The 21465-nt window shown below is 71.0% G+C and carries 25 protein-coding genes; 11 read left to right on the top strand and 14 right to left on the bottom strand.

Annotated elements, in window-relative coordinates:
- Positions 1–58: 58 nt before the first annotated feature.
- On the bottom strand, positions 59–400 hold the full coding sequence (locus tag OG607_RS31975) for a helix-turn-helix transcriptional regulator (protein WP_405730825.1): 342 nt from the start codon (positions 398–400) through the stop codon (positions 59–61).
- A 74-nt stretch (positions 401–474) separates the two neighbouring features.
- Here OG607_RS31975 and OG607_RS31970 point away from each other — a divergent pair, with 74 nt between their 5' ends.
- A complete protein-coding gene (locus OG607_RS31970; protein ID WP_405730823.1) occupies positions 475–1335 on the top strand; it encodes a SigB/SigF/SigG family RNA polymerase sigma factor in 861 nt (286 codons plus the stop codon).
- Here the strand turns inward: OG607_RS31970 and OG607_RS31965 are convergent.
- From OG607_RS31965 to OG607_RS31930, 8 genes are all read right to left on the bottom strand, one after another.
- The gene (locus tag OG607_RS31965) at positions 1320–1781 is read right to left on the bottom strand and encodes a hypothetical protein (protein WP_405730821.1); all 462 of its coding nucleotides are present in this window, start codon (positions 1779–1781) and stop codon (positions 1320–1322) included. The genes OG607_RS31970 and OG607_RS31965 overlap by 16 nt on opposite strands.
- Before the next feature lie 87 nt (positions 1782–1868).
- Positions 1869–2072 carry a hypothetical protein gene (locus tag OG607_RS31960; RefSeq protein ID WP_405730819.1) on the bottom strand — a complete coding sequence of 68 codons (204 nt, stop codon included), beginning with the start codon at positions 2070–2072 and terminating at the stop codon, positions 1869–1871.
- A 32-nt stretch (positions 2073–2104) separates the two neighbouring features.
- The gene (locus OG607_RS31955; RefSeq protein ID WP_405730817.1) at positions 2105–2371 is read right to left on the bottom strand and encodes a DUF6313 family protein; all 267 of its coding nucleotides are present in this window, start codon (positions 2369–2371) and stop codon (positions 2105–2107) included.
- 14 nt (positions 2372–2385) lie between these two features.
- Positions 2386–2736: a DUF6313 family protein gene (locus OG607_RS31950; RefSeq protein ID WP_405730815.1), complete on the bottom strand. Its 351-nt coding sequence runs from the start codon at positions 2734–2736 to the stop codon at positions 2386–2388.
- A 300-nt stretch (positions 2737–3036) separates the two neighbouring features.
- Positions 3037–3657 (bottom strand): response regulator, encoded by a 621-nt coding sequence (locus OG607_RS31945; protein ID WP_405730813.1) that lies wholly within the window; start codon positions 3655–3657, stop codon positions 3037–3039.
- Positions 3654–4847 (bottom strand): sensor histidine kinase, encoded by a 1194-nt coding sequence (locus tag OG607_RS31940; RefSeq protein WP_405730811.1) that lies wholly within the window; start codon positions 4845–4847, stop codon positions 3654–3656. The genes OG607_RS31945 and OG607_RS31940 overlap by 4 nt, the downstream gene beginning before the upstream one ends.
- Before the next feature lie 31 nt (positions 4848–4878).
- Positions 4879–5643, bottom strand: a complete 765-nt coding sequence (locus tag OG607_RS31935) for an ABC transporter permease (protein WP_405730809.1) — start codon at positions 5641–5643, stop codon at positions 4879–4881.
- Positions 5640–6578 carry an ABC transporter ATP-binding protein gene (locus tag OG607_RS31930; RefSeq protein ID WP_405737183.1) on the bottom strand — a complete coding sequence of 313 codons (939 nt, stop codon included), beginning with the start codon at positions 6576–6578 and terminating at the stop codon, positions 5640–5642. Before OG607_RS31930 ends, OG607_RS31935 begins: the two co-directional genes overlap by 4 nt.
- Positions 6579–6804: 226 nt before the next feature.
- On the opposite strand from OG607_RS31930, the gene OG607_RS31925 reads away from it, so the two are divergent.
- From OG607_RS31925 to OG607_RS31900, 6 genes are all read left to right on the top strand, one after another.
- Positions 6805–7176, top strand: a complete 372-nt coding sequence (locus OG607_RS31925; RefSeq protein ID WP_405730807.1) for a sortase-dependent protein — start codon at positions 6805–6807, stop codon at positions 7174–7176.
- Positions 7173–7805, top strand: coding sequence for a class F sortase (locus tag OG607_RS31920; protein WP_405730805.1), 633 nt, complete (start codon positions 7173–7175; stop codon positions 7803–7805). The genes OG607_RS31925 and OG607_RS31920 overlap by 4 nt, the downstream gene beginning before the upstream one ends.
- 79 nt (positions 7806–7884) lie before the next feature.
- On the top strand, positions 7885–8376 hold the full coding sequence (locus tag OG607_RS31915) for an RNA polymerase sigma factor (RefSeq protein WP_405730804.1): 492 nt from the start codon (positions 7885–7887) through the stop codon (positions 8374–8376).
- Positions 8360–8833 carry a hypothetical protein gene (locus OG607_RS31910; RefSeq protein ID WP_405730802.1) on the top strand — a complete coding sequence of 158 codons (474 nt, stop codon included), beginning with the start codon at positions 8360–8362 and terminating at the stop codon, positions 8831–8833. Before OG607_RS31915 ends, OG607_RS31910 begins: the two co-directional genes overlap by 17 nt.
- A 126-nt stretch (positions 8834–8959) precedes the next feature.
- Positions 8960–12718, top strand: a complete 3759-nt coding sequence (locus OG607_RS31905) for a hypothetical protein (RefSeq protein ID WP_405730800.1) — start codon at positions 8960–8962, stop codon at positions 12716–12718.
- Positions 12719–12821: 103 nt separating this feature from the next.
- Positions 12822–13535 (top strand): response regulator transcription factor, encoded by a 714-nt coding sequence (locus OG607_RS31900; protein WP_405730798.1) that lies wholly within the window; start codon positions 12822–12824, stop codon positions 13533–13535.
- A 56-nt stretch (positions 13536–13591) separates the two neighbouring features.
- Here the strand turns inward: OG607_RS31900 and OG607_RS31895 are convergent, their stop codons facing one another.
- The 5 genes from OG607_RS31895 to OG607_RS31875 form a co-directional block, all read right to left on the bottom strand.
- Entirely contained in the window at positions 13592–13960 is a 369-nt protein-coding gene (locus OG607_RS31895) for a hypothetical protein (protein ID WP_405730796.1), read from the bottom strand.
- A gap of 54 nt (positions 13961–14014) precedes the next feature.
- Entirely contained in the window at positions 14015–14902 is an 888-nt protein-coding gene (locus OG607_RS31890) for a glycine betaine ABC transporter substrate-binding protein (RefSeq protein WP_405730794.1), read from the bottom strand.
- Between the two features lie 88 nt (positions 14903–14990).
- On the bottom strand, positions 14991–15632 hold the full coding sequence (locus tag OG607_RS31885; protein WP_405730792.1) for a hypothetical protein: 642 nt from the start codon (positions 15630–15632) through the stop codon (positions 14991–14993).
- 319 nt (positions 15633–15951) lie between these two features.
- The gene (locus OG607_RS31880) at positions 15952–16776 is read right to left on the bottom strand and encodes a sensor histidine kinase (protein ID WP_405730791.1); all 825 of its coding nucleotides are present in this window, start codon (positions 16774–16776) and stop codon (positions 15952–15954) included.
- Positions 16777–16779: 3 nt separating this feature from the next.
- A complete protein-coding gene (locus OG607_RS31875; protein ID WP_405730789.1) occupies positions 16780–17475 on the bottom strand; it encodes a response regulator transcription factor in 696 nt (231 codons plus the stop codon).
- A gap of 370 nt (positions 17476–17845) precedes the next feature.
- Between OG607_RS31875 and OG607_RS31870 the strand changes: the two genes are divergently transcribed.
- From OG607_RS31870 to OG607_RS31855, 4 genes are all read left to right on the top strand, one after another.
- The gene (locus tag OG607_RS31870; RefSeq protein ID WP_405730787.1) at positions 17846–18454 is read left to right on the top strand and encodes a PucR family transcriptional regulator; all 609 of its coding nucleotides are present in this window, start codon (positions 17846–17848) and stop codon (positions 18452–18454) included.
- 17 nt (positions 18455–18471) lie between these two features.
- Positions 18472–19530, top strand: coding sequence for a helix-turn-helix domain-containing protein (locus tag OG607_RS31865; protein ID WP_405730785.1), 1059 nt, complete (start codon positions 18472–18474; stop codon positions 19528–19530).
- A gap of 131 nt (positions 19531–19661) precedes the next feature.
- A complete protein-coding gene (locus OG607_RS31860; RefSeq protein WP_405730783.1) occupies positions 19662–20693 on the top strand; it encodes a cellulase family glycosylhydrolase in 1032 nt (343 codons plus the stop codon).
- 141 nt (positions 20694–20834) lie between these two features.
- Positions 20835–21464 (top strand): dihydrofolate reductase family protein, encoded by a 630-nt coding sequence (locus OG607_RS31855; protein ID WP_405730781.1) that lies wholly within the window; start codon positions 20835–20837, stop codon positions 21462–21464.
- The last annotated feature ends 1 nt before the right edge of the window (position 21465 follow it).

The raw sequence follows: 21465 nt of genomic DNA, 5'->3' as shown, positions 1-21465 counted from the left end.
TCCCCACAGTTGGGGGCACCGTCACGCGACGGCCGCCGGGTCCACCCGGACGGGGGCATCACTCGATGGCGGCCTCGGGGTCATGGGCGAAGACATTGAGCAGGTCTCCCACGAAGTGGCTCGCCTCCGCCGGGTGACGGAAGTGCCCGGTGGGATTGATGGTGTACCGATTGCGCCGGCCGACCCGAACCTTCGTCAGATACCCGCCGGCCACCAGGTCCGCGACGATCCCCTGCGCCGCCCGCTCGGTGATACCGGCGTGCACGGCCACGTCCCGCAGCCGGGCGTCCGGCTGCCGGGCCAGCTCAAGGAGGACGCGGGCATGGTTCGTCAGAAACGTCCAGCGGCCGTTGGCCTCGGGGGCGGGGTCCTGCTCGGGGTCGGGGTCAGGGGTCGTCATGCTCTCCCTCGTACGTTCTGCGAACTGGTTCTACGAACCGCGATTGCCGAAATTTATTTCACGTATCCGTTGACATGTTACTCCTCCGGCGCGACGATCGAAAGGTGATAGCACCCGCTGCACATGACAGCGCCGAAGCGCGCGCCCTGTCCAAGGTGATGTTCGCCCGGATGAGGGAGCTCGAAGAGGGCACGCACGAGTACCAGTACGTGCGCAACACCCTCATCGAGCTCAACCTGACCCTGGTGCGGTTCGCCGCACGCCGCTTCCAGTCCCGCAACTCGCAGATCGACGACATCATGCAGGTCGGCACGATCGGGCTGATCAAGGCGGTGGACCGCTTCGACATCCAGCGTGGGGTGGAGTTCACCAGCTTCGCCCTGCCGACCATCGTCGGAGAGATGAAACGCTTCTTCCGCGACACCAGCTGGGCCGCGCATGTGCCGCGCCGGCTGCAGGAGGCCCGGATCGACATCGCCCGGGCCACCGAGTCGCTCGGCAAGCAGCTCGGCCGCGATCCGACCACCCCCGAACTCGCCGCCGCGCTGCAGGTCACCGAGGCCGAGATCACCGAGGCCCGGACCGCCACGGACAACGCCTACACCGCGTCCTCCCTGGACGCCACGGTCGACGAGGACGGCGTCGAGAGCAGCCTCACCGCGCATCTCGGGCGCATGGACCCGTCCCTGGAACGGGTGGACGACCTCGTCAGCCTCAAGCCGCTGATAGCCGGGCTCGACGAGCGCGACCGCATGATCCTGTCACTGCGCTTCGGCGCGGAACTCACCCAGACCGAGATCGCCGACCGGATCGGGGTCTCACAGATGCATGTGTGCCGGATCCTGAAGCGGATTCTGTCGACCCTGCGGGACGGCCTGCTGGCCGAGGCACCCGCAACCGCATCCACCGGTCTGACGGTTCAGCCCACCAACTGACGGGCCAGCTCCGCCGCCGCCTCATGAATGGCCAGCTCCAGCGCGCCCGCCGAATACAGCACCCCGCTGCCGTCGGGCGGCACCAGCCACTGAATGGCCCCGCTGCCCCGCGCCGGGGCCGGCACCACGATCCAGGCTCCCTTGCCCGCGTAGCGGATCCCGGTGCCGATCCAGCGGCTCGACGGGTCCGGGGGCAGGAAGAAACCGATCCGCCGGGCGCCGAAGTCGGCGAGCGTGGGCCCGGGTTCGCACTGCGGGATGCACAGCAGGATGTCGAGGGCCAGCAGCCCCAGGTCCTCCGGGAGGATCAGCACATCCCAGAACCGCCCGGCTGCCAGCAGCACGGTGCCGTTCTCGCCGTGTTCCCATGCCCTTTTGCACTCACGCGGATCGAAAGCGGCCGCAGCGAGCCACTCCACCGCCCTCTTCGAAGCGACAGCAACCATGCCGTCCATGCTGGTCGGCCGTTTGCGCACTTGGGAAGGGTGGCGGACCGTGGCGTAAACGCCCTGCGGCTCCGGCTCAGCTCCGGCTCAGCGGTCCTTCTTCTTGATCCGCCCCCGCTCCAGCGCCATCAGCCACTCCAGCTGCTCCAGTTCACGCTGGGCACCCTTGCGACTGTCCACCTTCGCGGAGTCCTGCGCGATCTCCGTGAAGTACCCGACCACCTCGCCGGCGACGGCGCTCTGGTCGTGCGGATACGCCGACTTCAGCAGCTCACGACAGACATCGGACACGCTGTCCTTGCTCACCTTGCCAACCGGCATCACTAACCGCCCACCCGCCTGCATTTCGGGCAACGCTCGTCCACCGCCAGCGGCCACAGCACCCGCTTGGCGGCGTCCTCAGCGAAAGCCATCGATTCCGAGGCCTTGCGATCATTCACCTGATCGCAGTTGAGAAACATCACTACTACTTGTTCCCAGTGATCTTGAGCTTCATCCCAGCCCCCTGGATGTATCTTGGCGAAGTCCAGGTCGAATTCAAGGTCGTCCGGATCGCCGTCCGGATCGCCCAGGCTCCGGATCCTGGTCACCGGCACTCGCGCCCTCACCCGTCACCCCTTCCCCCGTCGCCGCCCGAACCCGGGCCCGGGCCGGGCAGTTCACGGCGTATGAGATCCACGATCTCGTCGTACGTCGCCTTCCTCCGTGCGGTGATCCCGGCCGAGACGATGTGCCCCGCGACCGCCCCGATCAGGGAGGGGACCCCGAGCCAGCCGACCAGCGAGAGCACCCACGTCGCGGCGTTGTTCCCGCTGGAGCGAGGGGACTCGATGCCCAGCAGCACGTCGTACGAATCGCCCCAGCCGATCATGACCCCGCTGACCACGAACGCCGCCGCGACCCCGAGAAAGATCGGTCCGCCCCTGAACACCAGCCAGTACGGGAGCTGACCCAACTGTGCTCTTGATCGCCAGACATTGCGAGCCAGCTGTCTCGGCTTCAACCGGGCCGGAGGCGGAGGTAAGGACGATCTCCGCGACCGATCGGTTGAGTCGGACGTGGCTGTCACACAAATGACGATAACCATTGCGCCCCGTGAGCCGCAGGAACTTTTGCGCAAAGTTTCCAGGCTCTGCACGGATCTGCACGGCTCAACTAGGGGGTGTCTGGCGGATCTCCGTGGGGAAGGAGCGGCCCGCCGCGCCAGCGGCTGGTGCCAGGGCACGCGACGCCACGGAGATCCGCCAGACACCCCCTAAGGGATCCAGCCGCGCTCGCGGGCGGCGCGTACGGCCGTGTGGCGGTTCCCGGCGGAGAGCTTTGCGGCGGCGGAGGACAGGTAGTTGCGGACGGTGCCCGGGGAGAGCGAGGCGCGGCGGGCGATGTCGGCTATCGGGGCGCCGTCGGCGGCGAGTTCGAGGAGTTCGGTCTCGCGGGCTGTGAGGGGGGAGGCGCCGGCGCTGATGGCGTCGGCGGCGAGTTCGGGGTCGACGTAACGGCCTCCTGCATGGACGGTACGGATGATCTCGGCGAGCCGCTCGGCGGACACGGTCTTGGGCACGAAGCCGCGTACGCCGGCGGCCAGCGCCCGCTTGAGGTGGCCGGGGCGGCCGTGGCCGGTGACGATCATCGTGCGGCAGGCGGGGAGCCGGTCCCGCAGGGCGGTGGCGACGGCGACGCCGTCGGCCGCTCCCGGGCCGCCGGGCATCTGCAGGTCCAGGACGGCGATGTCGGGGAGGTGGGCCAGGGCCATGGCGATCGCCTCGGGGCCGGAGGCGGCCTCGGCGACGACCAGGAGATCGTCCTCGTAGGAGAGCAGGGCGGCCAGCGCACCCCGGATGAGGTGCTCGTCGTCGGCCAGGAGAACCCGGATCATACGGTCGCCGTGAGGAGGAAGGAGCCCGGCCCCGGCTCGGCGGTCAGGGTGCCGCCCTGGGCGGCCAGCCGTTCGCGCAGTCCGGCCAGGCCGGAGCCGCCGGTGCCGTCCCCGGCGGGCTCGGGGACACCGTCGTTCTCGACGGCGAGGACCACCGAGGGCCCGACGGACAGCCGGATGGTGCAGCGCTTCGCCTCGCTGTGCCGCAGGACATTGGTCGTGGCCTCGCGAACGACCCAGGCCAGGGCCGCCTGTACGCCGGGCGGCAGCGCGCTCCCGTTGTCCCCCTCGGCCCGGCCGTCGACACCGGCCGCCCGCAGTACGGACAGCGCCCCGGCCAGCTCGACCGCGAGGTCCGCCCGGCGGTAGCCGCGTACGACATCGCGCACCTCGCGCTGCGACTCCTGCGCGATCCGCTGCACCTCGATCATCTGCTCCAACGCCTCCGGCTGTCCCCGGCGGGCCAGTTGCACGGCCAGCTCGCTTTTGAGGGCGATCACCGCCAGGTTGCTCCCCATCACATCGTGCAGGTCCCGCCCGAACCTCAGCCGTTCCTCCGCCACCGCGAGCCGCGACTGCAGCTCGCGGGCCGCGTCCAGGTCCCAGACGGTGCGCACCAGCCAGGCGGACAAGCCGCAGGTGATCACCCACGCGACACTGCTCATGAGCACCACGAAAGCCATCGGGAAGGCCTCCTTGGCCGGCAGCCCCAGCGCCGCGGCCACCGCCGCCGTGCCGACAGCGGTGCCGAGCACCGCGTACAGCATCCGGCGCGTGCGGCGGATGACCAGGACCACCGCGCCCAGGCCGAAGGAGGTGAAGCAGACCACGGGAATCGGCACATCCGCGGCGTCCGGAACGGCGCCGGCCGCGCGCAGCGCCAGCGTCGCCACGGCGCCGCCCGCGGACAGCGCGGCCACGGCGACGAGCAGCCGGTCCGGCCGGGCACGGCGGCCCAGGATCCAGTCCAGGGCGCGGCCCGACAGCACCGCGCACAGCACGGCGTGGACTGCCACCAGCCCGGTCGTGCCGACGCGGAACCAGGCCGGGATGCCGGGCTGGCTGGTCACGAGGACGACCGCCCCGACCTCCAGCAGCGCGAAGGAGTGGAAGGACCACCGCATGTACAGCTCGATCCGGGCGGCATCGCTACGCCGGTCCCACCAGCCGGTCAGCCTGGACATCCCCATCCCCCCATGTCTCCTCGCCCGTCATCGGCCCTCATCGGCGCGGTTCCCAGCGGAACCACCGGCGTACAGCAAACACGGCCAGCGCCGTCCAGACCACCGCCATGCCCAGCGCTTTGAGCACCTCGTACGCTCCCGCCTCCGGGCCGCCGAGCCAGCCGGCTCGTACGAGCGTCATCACCGGGGACAGCGGCAGCAGTTCGCACAGCTCGCCCACGATGTGCGGCAGTTCGTCCAGCGGGATGACCAGCCCCGAGCCGACCAGGGAGGCCAGCACCAGCGGCATCGTGGTGATCTGCGCCAGCTCCACGTTCCGCGTGAAGACCGTGGACGCGGCGGCCAGCGCCGCCATCATGACCAGGCCCAACCCCAGTCCGCCCAGCAGCAGATCCGGCCTGCGGGGCACGCCGAGGTCCAGCAGCAGCGCGCCCGAGGCCACCAGCACCGCGCACTGCGCCAGCGCCAGCGACACCGCGGGCAGGGCGCTCCCGGCCAGGATCTCCAGATCGGTCGGCTCGCCGCTGCGCAGCCGCTTGAGGACCAGTTCCTCGCGCCGGGCGACGTAGGCGGTCACCAGGTTGTAGTAGACGACGAAGACCAGGACGAAGCCGATGCCGCCGCTCATCGAGAGCTCGTCGGCGCCCTCGAACTGCATCGCCGTCGGGCGTATCGCCGCCACCATGGCGGCCGGCAGCAGCAGCGCGGTGGCCATGGCCGTACGGTTCCGCCACAGCAGGGTGAGCTCGGCCCGCCCCAGGGCGGCCATCGTCGAAGTCGAGAGGGACGAGAGGGACGTCATGACCGGACACCTCCGTCCACGATCGCCAGGAAGGCCTCCTCCAACGACGCCTCCCGCGCGTCCAGCCGTTCCAGCCGTACGTCGTTGTCCGCCGCCCAGCGCAGCAGCGCCGTCAACCTCTCCTGCATCCGGTCCGTGTGCAGCACGACCCGCCCCTCCTGCTCCTCGTATCCGTATTCCTCGCGCCACTTGACGGGCAGATCGCCGGGCGACCAGCCGTCCGGCAGCCCGAAGGCGATCCGGGCCGGGCGCCCGCCCGCCACCTCGGCGGGGGTTCCGGTGGCCACGATCCGGCCGTCCCGCATGATGGCCAGCCGGTCGGCGAGCGCCTCGGCCTCCTCCAGGTAGTGCGTGGTCAGCAGCACGGTCGTGCCGTCCGCGCGCAGCTCCCGCACCAACTCCCAGGTGTCCCGGCGCCCTTCGGCGTCCAGCCCGGTCGTCGGCTCGTCCAGGAACAGCACCTCGGGCCGTCCCAGCAGCGCCAGCCCCAGGTCCAGCCGCCGCCGTTCGCCTCCCGACAGCTGCTTGGTCCGCACCCCGCGCCGGGCCGCCAGCCCCACCATCGCGAGGGCCTCGTCCACCGGCCGGGCCCCGTTCACGCAGCCCGCCCACATCCGGGCCGTCTCCCCGACCGTCAGCTCCGCCGGGAAGCCCCCTTCCTGCAGCATCACGCCGATCCTCGGCCGCACCCGGGCCCGTTCGGCGTACGGATCCCGGCCGAGGACCCTCACCATGCCCCCGCTCGGCCGGGCCAGCCCCTCCAGCAGCTCGACCGTGGAGGTCTTCCCCGCCCCGTTGGTCCCCAGCAGCGCGAACAGCTCGCCGCGCGCCACCTCGAAGGACACTCCCCGTACTGCCTCGAAGCCGCCCCCGGACCCGCCCCCGTAACTGCGGCGCACTCCGGCTGCCTCGATCACGCTCTCCCCGCTGTCCATGTCCATGGATCCAGCGTCCGGCCTCGCGAGCGCCCGGGACGGTGCGCGCTGTCACCGACTTCGATGACAAATGTCATCTCCGCGGTGTAGCCGATCCGTGACCGTTCGTCACAGCCACGGACTTTGCCATCTCTTTACAACCGGTTCCATCGCTGCCTCGTCTCTTGGCTCGATCCGTAACCCGGCCCGGCCGACAACCCGGGCCGACCGACGAAAGAGAGCGATCATGCGCCGAACTGTCCTTACGGCCACGGCACTCGCGGCCACCGCCATCCTGGCGAGCGCCGTGCCCGCGTTCGCCGACGGGACGTCCCCCAGCCCGGTCCCCTCGGTCGCGGCGACCGCCTCCCCGTCCACCGCCCCGACCACGGACTCGTCCGCGGACGCGACCACCGCCCCGTCAGCCGTCCCGTCCGCCTCCCCGACCCAGGTCGGCCGCGTGCCGAACGGGGCGCCGAACACCGGTGTGGTGCCGGTGACCGGGCAGTCCGGGTCCGGGTCCCAGGAGGGGCTGATCGGCGGGGGCGCCGCCGCGCTGCTCGTCCTGGGCGGCTCGGCCGTGTTCGTCGTGCGCCGCCGGCGGGCGACCGGGGCATGACCGCGCCCTCCAGGCGCGCCTTCGCCACCGCGGCGATGGCCTCACTGCTGGTGGGTTGCGGCAGCCAGGCCACGACCGCACGGCCCAGCGGCACGGCCACTCCCACGCTCACACCGGCGTCGGCGTCGGCATCGGGGTCCGCCTCGCCCAGGTCAACGGCACCGCGCGCCCTCGCGCGTTCGGTCCCGGTCAGGCTGCAGATCCCGGCCATCGGGGTCGACACCCCGGTCATGCGGCTCGGGCTGGCCGCGGACGGCACTGTGCAGGTGCCGCCGATCGAGGCGAACTCCCCGGCGGGCTGGTACAAGTACTCGCCGACACCGGGCCAGGTCGGCCCGTCGGTGCTCCTCGCCCATGTCACGGTCGGCGCCTACGGCGACGGGGTCTTCCGTCACCTCGCGCGACTGCGGCAGGGCGACCGGATCGTGGCGCGCCTGGAGAACGGCACGGCCGCGGAGTTCGCCGTCAGCACCGTACGCACGGTCGCCAAGGCGCACTTCCCCGCGAAGGCGGTCTACGGGGACGTGGACCGCCCGGAGTTGCGGCTCATCACCTGCGGCGGCCCCCGTACCGGTGACGGATACCGCGACAACGTGGTCGTCTTCGCCGCGCTGACCCGGACGGGCTGAATTCGGTTCCCGGGCCGTTGGACGTACGCCGACCGGCCCGGGATCCTTCCCTACGAGTGCTTCACGACCATGGAGAGCGTTGAAACGGTCCCGCGACAAGGCAGCGTCCGAGCTGTTCGCCGCCCTCTACCCACGTCTCGCCGGCTGGTGCCGCCGGCTCGTCGACGACGACGAAACGGCACATGAGGTCGCCTCGGAGGCGTTCACCCGGCTCTGGGCCCGCTGGACCTCGGTCGAGGAGCCCCGCGGCTTCCTCTACGTCACGGCGGCCAACCTCGTGCGTGACCACTGGCGCAAGCTGGAGCGCGAACGCAGAGCCATGCGCCGCGCGACCAATGAGGCCGCCGTCCGCCCGCCGGACGAGCAGGCCGACCCGTCGGTGCGGCTGCTCGTACAGTCGCTGCCGGAACGGCTGCGCGTCCCGATCCTGCTGCACTACTACGCTGACATGCCGATCCGGGAGGTGTCCGTGTTGACCGGGCGCAAGGAAGGAACCATCAAGGCCGACCTCCACGCGGCCCGAGAACTGCTCCGCGCCGACCTGAGGAGAAGCCTTGACCACACACTCTGACGACGGCCCGGACCTCGAACACGACGACGACCTCCTCGCCTTCCTCCTGCGGCCCGCCCCCGAACACCTCGGCCCGCCCTCCGGCCGCTACGAGGCGATCCGCCGCACCGCCGCCCGCCGCCGGATGCTCCGCGCCGCCGCCGGGGTCGGGGCGTCGTGCGCCGTCGCCGCCCTCATCGCGCTGCCCGTCCACCTGCTGACGGCGCCCCCGGCGACCCCCTCCCCGGCGATCCCGCTTGCCCCGCCGTCCGCGAGCGCTCCCCCGGCCATGCCCACCCCCTCGGCGTCTCCCTCGAGGGCGTCCTCGGGGACGCCCGAGCCCAGCACCGCGCCCAGCACGGCACCCCGTACCCAACGGCCCTCTTCGGCGGGGACCACGCGGGACGTCCAGCCGTCGGCATCGGAATCATCGGCCCCGGATACGTCGGTCGGCACGCCGTCGGCGACCGCCGGCTGACCTCGACTGCGCGATGGGACATATGACAATCTGATCCTTCCCGCCACAGAGCGATCATGGTAAGCAGCGTCGCTAGGGCCCTGGGCCCGGGGAACAACACGTCTCTACCAGGTGAATGGTGGTGTGATGGGGCGTCCCGAGCGGCCGGTGGATCCCGAGGCCGGAGCTGTGCAGCGGCTGGCCCATGAGTTGCGGGTGCTGCGGAGCGGGGCCGGCTCACCGGCGTACCGGGCGATGGCGCAGCGGGCGCACTTCTCGGCGGCGACGCTGGCGCAGGCGGCGGCCGGCGAGCGGCTGCCGTCGCTGGCGGTGGTGCTGGCGTACGCGCGGGCGTGCGGGGCGGCGGACCCGGCGGAGTGGGAGCTGCGCTGGAAGACGGCGGCCGAGGAATCGGCGGCCGAGGAGGCGGCGGCACGGCAGGCGAGTGAGGAGCAGCCGCCCTATCGGGGGCTGGTGCGGTTCGAGCCGGGGGATCAGGGGCTGTTCTTCGGGCGGGAGCGGCTGGTCGGGGAGCTGCTGGAGCTGGTGCACGGGCACCGGCTGGCCGTGGTGTTCGGGGCGTCGGGGAGCGGGAAGTCCTCCCTGCTGCGGGCCGGGCTGGTGCCGCGGCTTCAGCAGAGCATCCAGGAGCTGGGCTGCGCGGCGGTGCTCCGGGTGCTCGCCCCGGGAGCCACCCCGGCGGCGACCCATGGCCGGCTGCTGGCCCCGGGCGAGGGCGAGCCGGACAGCTGGGTGGTGGTCGACCAGTTCGAGGAGATCTTCACGCTGTGCCGGGACCGGGCGGAGCGGGCGCGGTTCATCGACATGCTGCTGGCCGCCCGGGAGCCCGGGAGCCGGCTGCGGGTGGTGATCGCGGTACGGGCGGACTTCTACGGCCGGTGCGCGGAGCACCGGGGGCTCGTGGAGGCGCTGCGCAAGGCCCATTTGCTGGTCGGGCCGATGACGCCGGCGGAGCTGCGGGAGGCGGTCGTCAAGCCGGCGGCGGCGGCCGGGCTGCTGGTGGAGCGGGAGCTGACGGCGCGGATCGTGCAGGAGGTCGTCGACCAGCCGGGGGCGCTGCCGATGCTTTCGCACGCCCTGCTGGAGACCTGGCAGCGACGGCGGGGCCGGACCCTGACGATGGCCGCGTACGAGGCGGCGGGCGGCGTGCACGGCGCGATCGCCGCCACCGCCGAGCGGGTGTACGGCGAGCTGTCGCCCGCCCAGGCCCTCAAGGCCCAGCAGGTGCTGCTGCGGCTGATCGAGCCGGGCCAGGGCGCGGCGGACACCCGGCGTCCGGCCCGTCGCCTCGAACTGGAGGCGTGGGGCGATCCCGAGGTGCCGGTGGTCGTCGAACGGCTGGCGCGCGCCCGGCTGCTGACCGTGGACGCCCAGGTCGTGGAACTCGCGCATGAGTCCCTGGTCACCGGCTGGCCCCGGCTGAGCGACTGGATCGAGGAGGACCGCGAGTGGCTGCGTCACCACCGGCGGCTCAACGAGGCCGCCCTCACCTGGCTGGAGCTCGGCCGCGACGCCGACACCCTGTACCGGGGCCCCCGGCTGGACCGGTACGAGGAGCTGTTCCTGCGGGACGGGCGGGAGAACTGGCTGAACGCCACGGAGCGGGCCTTCCTGACCGCCGCCCTCGACGTCCGCGACAGTGAGCGCCGGGCCGCCGCCCGGACCGCCCGCAGGTCACGGCGGCTGGTCACCGCGCTCTCCGCCGCTCTGGCCGTGTCGCTGACGGTCGGTGCGGTCGCCTGGCAGCAGCACCGGAACAGCACGCGGGACCACACCGAGACGGCCGCCCGCCGGGTGGCCGCGGTCGCCGACTCCATGCGGTCCACCGATCCCCGGACCGCGATGCAGCTCAGCGCCGCCGCCTGGCGGACGGCCCCGCTCACCGAGACCCGCTCCGCCCTGCTCGGTGCTCTCGCCCAGCCGCAGCTGGACGCCTTCGTCGTCAGCCCCTCCGGGGCGGACTCCCGGCGCTTCCTCGCCGCCTCCGGCCATACGTTGCTGGGCTCGGACGGCGACACCTGGCGGACCTGGGACGTCGCCTCGCACCGCCGCACGGCCTCTGGCCGGCTGCCGGCGGACTCGACCCCGCTCGCGGTCGGCCCGGACGCCCGCGTCCTCGTGCTCCAGGCAGCCGACGGCCAGCGGCTGTGGGACACGTCCACCGGGAAGTGGACCGGCCCCGCCAAGGCTCTGTCGATGTCCGACCTACTCGGCTTCGGACCCAGCGGCCGCAGCTACCTGCTGCACGCCGCCGACAGCGACCGGGCGCAGCTGCGTTCCACAGCCGGCGACCGGCTGCTGTACGAGTTCCCCGACAGCGACGCGGACCTGGCCGCGAGCGCGGACGACCGGCTGGTCGCCGTCTGCTCCCACGGCCGCTCGCCCGCCGTGTGGGACCTCGCCGCCCACCGCACCGTCCACGGCGCCTGGGAAGGCGTCCACGGCATCTGCGACGACGAGTACGAGCTGCTCCAGTTCGACGCCGGCGACCGGCTCACCGCCATGACCAGCACCGGCGTACGCGCCTGGGACACCGCCTCCGGCCGGCAGCTCGCCGACATCGCCTACCCGGACGTGCAGTACGCCAGCTTCAGCCAGGACGGCCGGTTCCTGGCGGCCACCGGCCACAACGAGATCCGGGTGTGGCGGCTGTCGGCGCCCGAGGCCCCCGTCTTCCGCCACTCCCTGGACGGCCAGCACCTCTACGGCGGCCTCGCCTGGGATCCCGGCCGCCCGATCCTGCGCTACCTCGAAGGGTGCACCGTCCACACCCTGGACCTCACGACCGCCGTCACCTCCCGATGGCGCGGCCACGCGCTGGACAACGCGCTGCTCAGCCCCGACGGATCCACCCTCGCCACCGCCGAGCGCTCCGGCAGCCACTACCGCTTCCAGCTGCTCGACACCCGCGACGGGCGCCTGCTCCGGGAGCTGCCCGCCCCGCCGTTCCCGGTCTCCAGGGACCGGTCCCAGCCCGTGGTGCCGGCGTACACCATGTCCCTGATGGCCTTCAGCCCCGACGGCAAGGCGCTCGCCTACGGCGTGTCCACCCCCGGCTGGGACGCCGTGCCCCAGCGAATCGTCCTGTGGAACCTCACCCGCGACCGCGAACAGACGTCGGTGGACCTCGCATCGACCTCGTCCACCGGGCCGGTGATCGCGGTCGCCCTCGGTCCCGGCGGACGTAAGCTGCTGGCCGCGCGGACGCAGAGCGGCATCGAGATGCGCAACGAAGTGTGGGACACCGCGCACCGGCGCAGAACGGCCGTGATCAAGAACTTCGACAGCAACGCGATGGCCGTCCGGTCCGACGGCCGGCTGCTCATCGGCAACGGGAACTCGGCCCTGCTGCCCTCCGGGACGGTCACCGGGGCCGGGGGCGGCCTCAGCCTGGGCTCGGAGATCGGCGCCCTCGCGTTCAGCCCCGACGGCGCCCACATGGCCTTCGGCGACCTCACCGGCCGCGTCGAACTCTGGGACGGAAACCTGCGCCACCTCGCGGGAATCCTGCCCAGCGTCTTCCCCGCACCGCTGGACGACACCCCCGAGGCCGTCAGCGCCATCGCCTTCAGTCCCGACGGCCGCACCCTCGCCGTCGGCGGCGACGCCGGCACCCTGCAGCTCTGGGACACCAGCACCCGACGGCCCCTCGGCGGCCCCCTGCCGACCCCCGGCGAGGGCATCCGTTCCCTCGCCTTCAGCTCCGACAGCGGCACGCTCTACGCCGCCGGCAACCACGTCCCGCTCCAGCGCTATTCCATCACCGCCGCCCACGCCCTCACCCGGGTCTGCGCACGGGCCGGCACAACGCTCAGCCCGGCCCGATGGCGTACGTACATCCCCGACGCGCCCTACCGCGACATCTGCCCGCGTACCGCCGAGTAACCCTATGCGCGGCTTTGTCTGAGGTGATGGAAGGGGCTGTTTAGACAACTTGCCGGCGGCCAGCCTTGGTCCAGGACATCCCTTGACCAAAGGTGCCTCAGACGTGACCCAAGAGCTTCGTTCCTCCGTGCTGGTGGTGGACGACGAGATCAGCGTCTCCGCTGTGCTCGTCACGGCCCTGCGCTTCCTCGGCTTCGACGCGCACACCGTGGCGACGGGGGCGGAGGCGATCGAAGCCGTACGCCACAGACGGCCCGACGCGGTCCTGCTGGACATGATGCTTCCGGACGTGGACGGCGCCGAGGTCTGCCGGCGGCTCCGCGCGGCGGGGAACAACACCCCGGTGCTCTTCCTCAGCGCCCGCGCGGCCGTGGAGGACAAGTGCCACGCGCTGGCGATGGGCGGCGACGACTACGTCACCAAGCCCTTCGACCTCACCGAGGTCAGCGCCCGGATCCACGCGCTCATCCGCCGCGCCCAGGGGGCGGGCTACGGCGTGGCCTCCTCCTCCCGGCTGCGCGCGGGCGGGATCGAGCTGGACCAGGACAGCCGGGAGGCCTGGCTGCGCGGCGAGGCGATGCCGCTGTCGCCCACCGAGTTCGAGCTGCTGAGGATGCTCATGCAGAACGCGGGCCAGGTGATCACCAAGGCGCAGATCCTGGACGGCGTCTGGAAATACGACTTCCAGGGCGAGTCCGGAGTCGTGGAGACCTACGTCTACTACCTGCGGCGCAAGCTCGGCGACTCCGGCCGGTCCTTGATCCGCACCGTGCGCGGTGTGGGCTACATGATGTACGCCGACGGGGCGGAGAACTGAACAACGAGTCCGCAGGCCCCTGCACTGCGACCTGCGGACCCGCGACCATGTCGGCCCTAGCCGATCCAGAGGCCGTACTCGCCCCAGTTCTTCGCGTCGTTGTACGAGATGAGCCTGGGCTCCCAGCGCCATCCGGTGCTGGGCTTGCGGTGGTGGAACTCGACCGACTGCCCGGCCTTCCACCAGTAGCCGCTCGCCGTGGTGCAGCCCTTCGGCGCGATCTCCCAGAACTGTGAGCCGCCCCAGTCGCCGTACTGGTTCTCACCGACGAAGTAGAACTTCACCGTCTCGGTGGACCCGCTGCAGACCCTGAGGGTCACGAACTTGTCGCTGGCGGCGTAGGCCGTTCCGGGAACCGCCAGGCCGCCGAGGAGGGCGGCCAAGGAGAGCGCCGCTATGGCGAGCTTGCGTCTGAGAGTGCGCATTGGACTACCACCTTCTTGCTTGTTCTTGTGTGTCTGGTCTGGTGGGATGCGGGTTCAGCGCAGCAGGCCCTTGGAGCGCAGCCAGGTCCTGGCGGCTTTCCCGGGGGCCTCGCCTGCGTTGACGGATGAGGTGAGCGCCGCCAGTTGGGCGGTCGTCAGCAGGGTGTTGACGCGGGCCAGGGCGTTTCTGCCGGGCAGGTCCACCGCAGGGGCGCTGATCAGCGGGAAGACATGCTCGGGCGGGATGGACGACTTGGGGTCGGTGAGCACGACCAGGCCGTCCCGGGCGATCGCGGGGTCGGTGCCGCGCAGCACCAGCACGTCCGCCGTCTTCGATGTCCCGGCAGTGGTGAGGGAGACGCCGTACGCCTTCTTCAGGGACGAGACCGACGGGGCGTCGGGATCGCCGGAAGCGGAGCCGCCGAGGGTCAGGTGGCCGCCGGCCTTGGCGAGGTCGGTCAGGTCGGCGGGGCTGTTCAGCTTGTGGCGCTTGGCGGTCGCCCCGGTGACCGCGAGGACGATCCCGCGCTGCGCGGCGGCCGCCGGCAGCGCGACGATCCCCGGGGGCAGCGCCATGCTCAGCGTCGCCTCCATGTTGCCGGGCATGGTCTGGCCGCCCGGCATCGCGCGCAGCAGGGTGCTCTCATAGGCGGGCGCGATGCTGATCTTTCCGTCCACCACGGCCTGGGCGGTGTCGATGGCTGACGCGTACGGGGCGCTCGCCGTCTTCACCTCCTCCCCGGCGGCGGTGAGGAGTTCGCCGTAGAGCGCCGCCACGACCCGGCTCTCCGCGGAGCTGTCGGTGCCGATCACGGTCGGCCCCTGACGGTCCGCGTAGCCGCTGTGCGTGCCTTCGGTGGTCCCGCTCGCGCAGCCGGAAAGAACGAAGAACGAGCAGACGGCGAGAGCGACGATTCGGAGCGGGGGGCGAATTCCGGACATCACGGATTACCACTTTGCTGTGAGGCGCACGGTTTCACGCGACCGGCGGATCGCGTGAAACCGCACGCTGTACGGGGTGGTGGCTGATTCAGCAGTGCGCGCCGCGTTCGGACGAGGTCATCGCCCGGTCCTTGAAGTTGACGTAGCCGTAGCTGGGGTTGTCCTTGTTGAAGCCGGACTCCTGGTAGTCGTAGACGTACCAGACATAGTGGTCGTAGTACTTGTTCTTGAACTGGATCTCCCACCACCCCTTTGCCTGCTGCTTCGAGGTGCCGCGTTCGAGCCAGCCGACGTGTCCCGACGGGATGTTGACCGTGTTGGACTCGACGTCGGTGTGGGAGTTCTCCCAGGTGTGGCTGTAGCTGGCCGTGACAGAGACCTCGAAGACCTTGGCGAACGTGTAACCCGCCGTGACCGAGACGCCCACCGTGTTGCCGGCGGTGGTCGTGTCCGACCAGTCGACCCGGTGCTGGTTGGTCTGGCTACCGCAGTTGAACGCGGTACTGCCGACCTGGTGCTTCGGTCCGGTGTAGCCCCAGTAGCTCTGCGGGCGGAACTTGCAGAAGCTGGCCCAGTTGCAGGCCTTCAGCAGCTCGGCACTGGTGGGGGAGCTGGCGGCGAACGCCTGGGGGACCGTGAGCAGCGAGGCGCCCACGGTAAGGGCGGCGAGTGTGCCGGCGGTGCGGGAGAAGCGCTTGCCGGATTCGTGCTTGCGACGCGCGAATACCATTTTTCACTCCATCGAGAGGGGGACCACGGCGGAAGGAGCGGCCGGTGCGCATAACTATCGGCCTGGAATCGCGGGCCGGTCAATAGGGAATAAGAAAAGCGTGAAGTTAATTCCAAGTGAACCGGGACCGGGCATTTCAGGGAATGCCGAAAAGGCACTGCTCGAATTCAGGAATTCCTGAATTCAGGCAGCGCTGTGCGCGCGGCGTGGCCGAAGGGGATTCCACCCCTTGAAGGCATTGCCATCATTAGACAGCACACCCCGGCGGGGGTGATCAGTGTTCCATCAGAGAATGGCCCAGAATCCTCTCAGGGTTTCATCAGAGTGAGATCAGAGCGCGATCGGGGAGGCGGACCCTGAACCAGGCGCCGCGCTCGGAGGGTTCGATCCGTACCGTGCCGCCGTGGGATTCCACGATGGCCGCGACGACGCTCAGCCCCAGCCCGGTGCCCGAGTGGGGTACGCCGTGGTCCTGGGCCTGGTGCGGCAGCCGCTCGACCTGGAAGAAGCGTTCGAAGACGCACTCGTGGAACTCCTGCGGGATGCCCGGCCCGTCGTCGATGACGTCGATGACCTGCCAGGGACCGTCGCGCAGCAGCTCGACCCTGACGCTCGCTTCCGGTGGCGTGTGGGAGCGGACGTTGTACAGCAGGTTGATGAGCACCTGACGCAGCCGGTTCGGGTCGCCCCGTACCTCGTGCGCGTCGAGCTGGACGGTGTAGCTGATGACGCGCTCCGGGGCGCACACCCGGGCATCGGCCACCACCTCCGAGCAGAGCCTGGCCAGGTCGACGCGGACGCGCTCCAGGGGCCGGCCGTGGTCGAGCCGGGCCAGCAGCAGGAGCTCGTCGATCAGCAGGGTCATCCTGGCCGCCTCCTGCTGGACGCGCTCCATGGCCGCGTCCAGCTCAACGGGGCTCTCCAGGGCTCCCAGGCGCACGAGCTGCGCGTAGCCGCTGATGGTGGTCAGGGGTGTGCGCAGTTCGTGGCTCGCGGCGGTGAGGAACTCGCGCAGCCGTTCCTCGGCCTTCCCGCGCCGGTTGAACTCCTCCTCGACGAGCGTCACCATGGCGCGCAGACCGGCCGGTGTGCGGCAGGTCTCGGCAGGCGGATCCCCGGCCGGGCTGGACGCCGGTGCGGCCATGGATCAGACGTCCTTCGTAGCGGCCGCGTCGGCCCGCAGCAGATAGCCCGCCCCGCGCACCGTCCTGATCAGGGTCTGCCCGGTGTCGCCCAGCTTGCGCCGCAGGTAGTAGATGTACGTTTCGACGATTCCGGACTCCCCCTGGAAGCTGTAGCCCCAGACGTTGTCCAGGATCTGCGCCTTGGAGATCACCTGGTCGGTGTGCTCCATGAGGTACTTCAGCAGCGCGTACTCGGTGGCCGAAAGCTGGACCGGCTGCCCGTGCCGCCACACGTCCCGGGTGTCCTGGTCCAGTTCCACCCAGGCCGCGCGCAGGCGGCGCGGGGAGGGCTGCTGCCGGCCCTTGCCCGCGCGCCGGAGCAGCGCGTGGATGCGGGCCACCACCTCGTTGAGGTCGAAGGGCTTGGTGACGTAGTCGTCCCCGCCCATGGCCAGGCCGTGGATCTTGTCCTCCAGTGAGTCGCGCGAGGTGAGAAAGAGCACGGGGGTCTCCACACCGGCCTCCCGCAGCCGCCGGCAGACCTCGAAGCCGTCCATGTCGGGGAGCATGACGTCCAGGAGGACGACATCGGGCGCCTGCTCCGGCAATTCCGCGCAGGCCTGTCCGCCGGAGGAGGCGGTCAGGGTCTCGAAGCCGAGAAAACGCAGTCCCATGGTGAGCACGGCCATGACGCTTCTGTCGTCCTCGACGATGAGCACGCGCGGCCGGGGACTCGCAGAGGGAACAGGGGGAACAGCCCACGGGCGCCCGCGGTCAAGGTCGTTGATCGGCATAGTCCCTCGTGGTGCCCGGCGGTCCCCTCTGATGTTCGATTCTGTGGGCGGTCGTTGAGACAGGGGAAGCCGGTCGGCGACTTGTCAGAGAAATTCGGACGGCACCGCGCTCACGGGCACTGCCGCGCTCGCGGGCACTGTGCGCCTGCACTCTGATGGAACTCCCATGGTGTGCAGATGCTGCTGTGATGGGCGTGCTGTTGGGTTGTGCATCACCGCGTTCCCCCTGAACGAAGGGCACCGACCGCCCATGCAGCCTCGCCTCGCCCGGACCGCGCCCCCTCCCCTTCGATCGATGTCTCCCGGATTCGCCGCGGCCGCGGCCTCGGCCTGGGCCGCCTTCGGGATCCAGGCCATCGGCCAGACCGGCCACGTACTGGACGCAGCGCCCGCCGAGGACCCGCAGCGGGCCCTGTGGCTCGCTCTGAAGATCCGGGAAGCCCACCGCGACCGGGTGTGGGTCTCGGTCGCCTGGCGACCGCGGGAGGACCTGGCCGGCGCCGTACGGGAGGTCGAGGACGTCCTGAAGGCGGTGTGCGCGCTGAAGCGGCGGCCCGGGGTCTATCGGCTCGACGACGTCGCCGTGGAGTGCGCGGTGGCGAACAGCCCCGAGGTGTCCCGGCACCTGGCGAAGCTGATCCTGCCGGTGGTCACCCAGCCGGATCTGCTGAAGACCCTGGAGGCACTGATCGCCGCGGACGGCAACCGCGCCCGGGCCGCCTCCGAGCTCATCATCCACCGCAGCACCATCGACTACCGGCTCCGGCGGATCGAGTACCTCACCGGCCACTCGCCGACTCAGGTGCGCGGACTGCAGACCCTGTGCACGGCGCTCGCGGCGTACGCCATGCTCGGCGTGCCCGAGTACGCCGGCTCCCGGGGGTCCGTCGAGGTCCAGGCATGACAACACATCCTCTGCCCTTGAGCACAGCCGGTTTTCACCCTCCGTTCGCCGCCCCTGAGGGCGATCCGGAGGAAGCCCGCCGGGCACTCAGCTGGGAGATCTTCTCGGCCTTCACCGAGGTGATCTCCGGTGAGGGCGAATGGAGCGAGCAGACCGCCGCCCGGATCCGCGCCGAGGGCGAGGCGTGGGCGTCGCGCGGGGAATCCATCGACGACCTGCTCGCCGAGGTCCGGACCATGACCCAGCGTCTGCTGGACCGGATCCTCGGCGGCCGCAACAGCCCCGACGCCCTGTCCCGCGAGGTCATGGCGCTCCGGCTCGGCGACGCCGGCCGACGCGTCGCCAACGAGCTGAGCGCCGGCTTCCTCCGGGACCGCTCGGCGACCGCCCCTCCCCCGCCGGGACACCGGATCCCCGCCGGGCCCGCCGCGCGGCAGTCCGCGGCGGCCTACGCCGTCATGGCCGTCAAGGCACCCGGCTGCGGCGCGACGGACGTCGACGGCATCTTCCGGCGCCACGCCGGTCCCGATGTGGTCGTCCTGCGCTGCACGGACGGTGTCTACGTCCTCGTGCCCGCCGAAGGCCAGCAGGAGGCCGCCGACCTGGCCCGCCGGGCCCACCCCGATCTGGAGGGCGACGCCTGGATCGCGGTCCACTGGCAGCCACTCTCGGAGACCCGGGACGACCAGACCGTCGCCGACGACATCTGCGCGACCATCCTCGCCGTAGCCCTCGCCTCCCCGCCGGGGGTCTACGAACTCGACGACGTCCTCCCTCAGTACGCCGCCGCCCGGACGCCCACCGTCCTCCGGCGGCTCCTCCAGATCATCGAACCCCTGCTGGAACAGCCCGTGCTGTGGGAAACCCTCGTCGCGCTCATCGCCGCGGACGGCTCCCGCACCCGCGCCTGCGACGGTCTCGGCATCCACCCCGACACCCTCGACCTGCGCCTGCGGCAGATCACCCGGCACACCGGCCAGCCCACCGACACCCTCGGCGGCCTGAACACCCTCGGCGCGGCCCTCACCGTCCAGGCGCTTTCGGGCGGCACACAGCCGTCGGCCGGCCCGCGCTGACGCGGGTCAACTACCGCTGCCGACACGGGTTGAAACCTCTCCGCAACACGCTTGACAGATTCACGCGGGCGCAACCAAACTCGCAGCCCAGTCGACCGTGTTAGCGCAAACATCGAGAAGGTGCAGCCGCCATGCCCATCCGCACGCTGGTCAACGCCGCCGTAGCCGTAGCCAGCGCCGCCGCTCTGTGCGCCGGCCTCCAGCCCTCCGCCTCGGCCGCCACGCCGGCCGCGCCCGCCTCCGCGCCGGCACCGAACACCAGCCAGTTCAAAGGCGTGAACTGGGCCGATCCCCGCGACAACTTCGCGAACGACCCGGTGGTGCTGTCCGGGCTGTCCCTCTCCGACGACTACGCCACCACGTACAGCAAGGCGAGCCGCATCATCGCCGCCTTCCGCGCCAACCTCGGCGCCAACACCGTCCGGCTCCCGATCAACCCCTACACCGTCAACGGCTCGTACTGGCACTCCTACCGGGCCGTCATCGACGCCGCCACCCGGCAGAACTTCAAGGTGATCGTCTCCTACTGGGAAGGCACGGACGCCGAGAAGGACGGCCTGATCGACGACACCACCACCTACTGGCCCATGTGGACCACCGTCACCCGCGCCTACGCCAAGAACAAGCGGGTCTACTTCGAGCCGATGAACGAACCGCACGGCTACACCCCCGCCGAGTGGGCGGACGTCGCCGCCCAGTGGATCCAGACCTTCCCCGCCGTCCCGCGCAACCGCATATTCGTCAGCGGCAGCGGCTACAACGACAGCGTCGTCTCGGTCTGCGCCGACCCCCGCCTGAAGGGCACCTATCTCTCCCTTCACCACTACGGCTTCTGGGGCAACCGCACGTACGACGAGTGGACCACCGACCTCAAGGCCCGCCTGGGCGACTGCGCCTGGCGCACCGTGGCCGACGAGTTCGGCGCCTCCATGACCACCGGCCTGAACTACAACGGACCCAACACCGGGAACAACGAGATCTCGTTCATCCAGGCCGACACCGACCTCTTCCGCAAACTGCACATGGGCTCGGTCTACTGGCCGGGCCTGCGCACCGGCGACACGTACAGCATGGAGACCCTCACCGGCACCACCGCCAAGCCCTGGCTGGCGACCACCAACCCCTCCGGCGCCGACCGGCTCGCCTGGGCCTGGGGCTTCTGAGCGAATCCGTTGTGCCCTCCGGCCCCGGCGCGCCCGCGCCGGGGCCGGTCCTGTGAGAAATTCCGGGAGAGCTGTCGATTCGGCCGTCCGTCGTTCGACGCACGGGTGAGAACAGGAACAGCGAACCCAAGGAGCACGGCCATGCCCAAGCTGCGCGTACACAACCTCACCGTCACGCTGGACGGGTTCGCCGCCGGTCCGGACCAGCGCCTGGAGCGCCCGCTCGGCGAGGGCTTCGAGGACATGCACGAGTGGATGTTCGCCGCGATGCGGGACCTCGCCGACGGCAAGCCGGGAATCGACGTCGAGTACGTCGAGCGCAGTGAGGAGAACATCGGCGCCACGATCATGGGCCGCAACATGTTCGGGCCCCAGCGCGGACCGTGGCAGGACGAGTCGTGGCAGGGCTGGTGGGGGGACAATCCGCCGTACCACAACGACGTGTTCGTGCACACGCACCACCTGCGGCCGTCACTGGTGATGGAGGGCGGGACCACCTTCCACTTCACCGACCAGCCCATCGAGGCGGTGCTGGAGCGGGCCTTCGACGCGGCCGCGGGCAAGGACGTACGCATCGGCGGGGGTCCGGCCACCGTCCAGCAGTATCTGCGCGCCGGGCTCATCGACGAGCTGCACCTGGCCATCGTCCCGCGGCTACTCGGCCGTGGCGAGCGCCTGCTCGACAATGTGGGCGACGGGATCGACGGCTACCGGGTCGCCGGGCTGGTCAGCTCGCCGGCCGCCACGCATGCCCGGCTGGTCCGCCGCTGAC

The sequence above is a fragment of the Streptomyces sp. NBC_01537 genome, from assembly GCF_045040445.1.
GTDB lineage: Bacteria > Actinomycetota > Actinomycetes > Streptomycetales > Streptomycetaceae > Actinacidiphila.
This window is presented reverse-complemented; position numbering and strand designations above follow the sequence as displayed.